This is a genomic window from bacterium, assembly GCA_029210545.1.
Taxonomy (GTDB): Bacteria; BMS3Abin14; BMS3Abin14; order BMS3Abin14; family BMS3Abin14; genus JARGFV01.
This window is the reverse complement of sequence record JARGFV010000134.1, coordinates 1,465-5,847: the sequence shown is the minus strand read 5'-3', so window position 1 is coordinate 5,847 and position 4,383 is coordinate 1,465. Positions and strand designations below refer to the sequence as shown.

General features: G+C 52.2%; 6 protein-coding genes. 2 read left to right on the top strand and 4 right to left on the bottom strand.

The window, feature by feature from the left end; genetic code table 11:
* Positions 1-871: 871 nt before the first annotated feature.
* From P1S46_11035 to P1S46_11020, 4 genes are all read right to left on the bottom strand, one after another.
* Positions 872-1,132 (bottom strand): DUF86 domain-containing protein, encoded by a 261-nt coding sequence (locus P1S46_11035; GenBank protein MDF1537010.1) that lies wholly within the window; start codon positions 1,130-1,132, stop codon positions 872-874.
* A 71-nt stretch (positions 1,133-1,203) separates the two neighbouring features.
* Positions 1,204-1,515: a nucleotidyltransferase domain-containing protein gene (locus P1S46_11030; protein MDF1537009.1), complete on the bottom strand. Its 312-nt coding sequence runs from the start codon at positions 1,513-1,515 to the stop codon at positions 1,204-1,206.
* A gap of 89 nt (positions 1,516-1,604) precedes the next feature.
* Complete coding sequence (locus P1S46_11025; protein ID MDF1537008.1) at positions 1,605-1,967, bottom strand: DUF3024 domain-containing protein; 363 nt, start codon at positions 1,965-1,967, stop codon at positions 1,605-1,607.
* 42 nt (positions 1,968-2,009) lie between these two features.
* Entirely contained in the window at positions 2,010-2,984 is a 975-nt protein-coding gene (locus P1S46_11020) for a UPF0158 family protein (protein MDF1537007.1), read from the bottom strand.
* 354 nt (positions 2,985-3,338) lie between these two features.
* Here P1S46_11020 and P1S46_11015 point away from each other — a divergent pair, with 354 nt between their 5' ends.
* Positions 3,339-3,974 (top strand): hypothetical protein, encoded by a 636-nt coding sequence (locus tag P1S46_11015; GenBank protein ID MDF1537006.1) that lies wholly within the window; start codon positions 3,339-3,341, stop codon positions 3,972-3,974.
* Positions 3,971-4,383, top strand: a 413-nt coding sequence (locus P1S46_11010; GenBank protein MDF1537005.1) for a nucleotidyl transferase AbiEii/AbiGii toxin family protein, incomplete at its 3' end; no start/stop codon positions are given. The genes P1S46_11015 and P1S46_11010, both read left to right, overlap by 4 nt.

Sequence of the window (4,383 nt, the reverse complement as noted above, 5' to 3'; positions counted from 1 at the left end):
TCGAATTTAAAAAAAATTTAAGATTTAGCCCTTAACCGTGAGAGGAAGATAAAAGAGCTTATTCGGGCAAACTTGTCGTGAGAGTTGGCAAAGTGCTTCATAAGGAATTGTCCATCCGAGCCATGTACGAAGGGCTATGTTTCAATTCATACTGTGCAAGAGTCTTGCGAGAACGTGACAATCTCCAGCGGGGGACAAGGCCTTGCCCCGGACCACGCATTCGCGCCGCAGGTGAAGGCGTACGTTGGATGACAAAAAAATGACAAAAACCGGATATGACACGTTCTCAGTTCTCGATACTGCGATGCAGATCATTCACGATGAACACCTCCACTTCGTGAATAAGACAATTGACAACGATGAACACGTGGCACGAATCATTAGATCTTCCAGGCATCCTTGGCGTGCTTGAGTGAGTCACGCGTTGTGCATGATGAACGAGCGAGAGGCTGCTTTTGAGGATTTCAGGCAAAAGCCGGGGGACCAACGGGGTCCGGAAATTGTCAATGTTTGTCCTGACAATCAGTAAGATCATCATCAAAACCAACCGATAAAGTCAGGCACGCTTGCCACGTCGACTTGTCACGCCGCAGCTTCTTGACCGTCGGAGCTTTCTTGTCAGACGTAGTTTTAACAAAGGCTGAAGCCGAGTCGGTTTGCGTAGGCGGAAACCATTCGGTGAAGACGGGCCATAATTCATCCCCTGGCACCAATGGTTTTCCGTACTCTATGGTATTTCTGATTTTCAGGAAAAGATCGACACCGACAGCCATTTTGTCCAGAGAGTCATGGAGCAGCCTAAGATATTCCTGATCGGAACGATAAATGACATCCGTGGGAACTGATAACCTGGAATTACTGAAACCGGATGCTACCTGTCCTTCAGAAGGCTTCGCACTTCTTCTATCAGCTTCGGAAGGTGATTGGTTATGACGTCCCAGACAACCCGGTGATCGATCATATCGTAACCGTGGATAAGGATATTTCTGAAAGCGATGATCCTTCTGTTATCGGTGATGTGGGCTGTCACCTTTTCATCTGCTCTGGCGAGGCGGTTCAGGGCTTCTCCGATGATCTCGAACTGCCTCTCTACAGCTGCCCGTAGAATGGGGATCCCCGGAATAGTGGGCAAAGTTTTTGCCGTGAGTGAATTCAAGGGTGAGTTCAGCTGCCTGACGGATATCTTCCAGATGCTTCTTTATTTCAAGCTGCATAAAGCGACTTCCTGGAGCGTTCCACCGATTCTCTGAAATAAGGGTTTTTGATAGCGCTCACCATCACGAGATCGATCTTCCTGTTAAAAAGCTCCTCTAAAGCAAATAGCAGACCGAAATAGGTATCGGCGTACTGATCCTCTCCCAGGGGGAGAAATTCGACGAGAAAATCGATATCACTCGTATCCGGAAGCATGCCCTTTTCTTCAGCAGCTGAACCGAATATGTCCAGTTGTTTTACGCTGAACTTTTCACACAACTTCCCAAGTTCATTTAACTTTTGGCTCACCGAAGAACTCATGGCACACCACCTTTTACGTAATGGTAACGGTACAGTTGTTCAAATGCAAAGCCCAATACCCGGCATATCAACTGTTTGTACTACGAATATCACCCCCAGAAACAACCGTACTGATCTTCATCGACGACCCTAAGGAATTCATCCAGGGTTTTCACTTCTGGACAAGGTTGATATCCGTGCCACTTCAGGTCAGCGCGCATCCAGTACACTTTCAATTGGTTCTTTGATTTCACGTAGGTCGCCTTTGCGATGGAGGGTTCTATCTTTTTGCTCGGATCGTTCCAGACGGGGCGGATCTCGAAGATCTCAACGCTCTGACCATCGATTCGATAACCGATGTCCAGTTTATCTCGAATGTGAGCGGGAGGACGCCGTTTTTCGAAGAGGAAATTCAGGCATGAACTGTCTGTGGCCGAACGGTTATGTAATGAGTATGGGTACAGGCAGATCATGCTGGTGACCCTGAAGCTCCGGTCCCCAGTCCGGGGAGCGGGTCACTCCAGTTCAACACCATTTTCTGCGCACCACTTGTGCAAAGCCTCCCTGGTCCTTTCCTCCTCGAAGGCATACCATTCCTGCAGCAGGTCCTTTCGGTCCAGCAGGTCCTTGAAGCGACCATAGGCACCCTTGCGGCGAAAGACAGCAGAAACCTCATCGTAAAGTTCCGGGCAGCGGTCGAGGACGAAACTCATCACCAGCGGCTTGCCGAGGTCAAGGTCGTGTTTGTGGGGGATCCAGAGGTAGTCTTCACTTCCCTCGGCTTCCTCCGGGATATCATCGTAACCGGCCATTTCAGAAGCGAAGAACCCTTCCCCGGTGCCACGGTGGATAACTGCCGTGTGCTCATAGGGCGGGCCGCCGTTGACGAAATGGTAGGCATCTTCGATGGTCTCGTAGGTCATGCCAAGCCTCCCGGGTTCAGAGCACGAAAGTGATCCTTCGCTCTCGCCGGGGGGTGGGGTCCCGAGGTTCCGGGGTTTGGGGATTACCTTTTTTTCTCCAACAACTACATCGGGCTCCTTTTCTATCTCATCGTCAGGAACAAATACTATTCGCATGCCCCACCCGGCGTGAGTTGTCAGCATGCGCCCAAACTCCTTCAACGAAAGATCCCTGCCGTCTATTTCAACGACAAGCTCCAGGTTCTGGTCATCATGGATCAGACAGCGAAGAACATCCCCCCTGGGTACCCATTGGGCGCACCTTTCCGAATATTCAATTTGCGGCTTCCCGGGAAGGATTTCCACAGCTATGTGGTTATACCGAGCGGCCATATTTTCCCTTTCCCTGATAATATGGTTGTGAAGGTCCAGTATTTCCTGATCCGTCATTGCCGCTATATCTGGGCCTATTTTCAAACCCACACCACCGATCGCCGGATCTTTATACTCGATGTTCGCATACTCTCCATCACGAGTTATCTTCACCGCATACAAGGTCGCGAGAACAGGTTTTTTCGGCCAAACCATTTATTTTACTCCTTTTTTGACCAGGTTAAGTGAGATACGCTGACAGGATTCCAGTTCAACCATTTTCCCCTTTCAAACCTCGATCTGCTCTTCAGGGGACGGACGGGACATGGGAATAGACTAGTGCATAAAAAGGTGGGAATGCAAGGCGGGACTGCATTCAAAAACAAACTTACCATGCACCCTTCGACCAGGCTCCCACCTTCGCTAACCTCAACTTCGGCGCGCAGGCAGTGCAGGCGGCCTGTCCCCCGGGAAGTTCCGGAGCTTTAGCGAAATCTGTTAGCGACGGTGGAAGGTCCGGCCCATAGAAATTTCATTGCGCTAAGCTATCAATCTTGATAAGTTAACTGCATGAAATGGGAAGAGTTGCTGACTCTCGTGGGGAATGAGCCTGTATTTTCCTCAGCCCTTCTGCTGGCGGGACACGGCTCCGCCAGCCAGGTACACCTGCAGTTGTCGCGCTGGGTCAAAGCGGGACGGCTGATTCAGCTCCGACGTGGTCTCTACACCATGACATCCGCCTGGCGTAAGGTCGAACCGCACCCGTTTGTGATCGCGAACCGGTTGCAGCGCGGGTCATACGTCAGCCTGCAGGCCGCCCTGGCCTTTTTCGGCATCATCCCGGAGCACGTTCCGGTCGTGACGAGCATCGGTCCGGGCCGTCGGGAAACAGTGAAGAACGATCTGGGTGCGTACCAGTTCAACCATATCGGGGGAGCCATGCTGTTCGGCTATTTACGGCTGGAAGTCGCTCCACGACAGTTTGCCTTCACGGCCTTGCCGGAAAAGGCCCTGCTCGATCTCGTCTACCTGACGCCGGGCGCTGACTCTGCTGATTTTATCCGTGAACTCCGCCTCCAGAATACGGAAGCCTTCAAGTTATCCGTTCTCCAGGAACTGGCGCGAAAAAGCGGGAAGCCCAAGCTGATCAGGACCGCCCGTCTCGTCGGCCCCCTGCTTCCGGTTGAAAGAGAAGGTTCCCTTTGAAAGAGCACCTGAGGCAACTCGCATCCAAAGTGGACAACGACCTCGCCCGCGCCCTCCTGGCGCGGGAATACCTGCAGGCCAGAGCCCTTGAATCCTTCCAGGATGCCGGTGTGTTCCTGCGGTGGGCTTTCCTGGGTGGTACAGCTCTGCGTTTTCTGTTCGATATCCCACGCTTTTCCGAAGACCTCGACTTTTCCCTTATCGTCCCGGGGGATCACTCCGGATTCAGTGCGGCGTTGGCGGAAGTGAAGCGGGCGCTGACGCTGGAAGGCTACCGTATCGAGGTCAAGGCCAGTGAAGAAAAGGTGGTTTCCTCAGCCTGGATCAGGTTCCCTGGCCTTCCCCACGAACTCGGTTTTTCGCCGCGGCCGTCCCAGAACCTCTCCATCAAGGTCGAACTGGACACCAA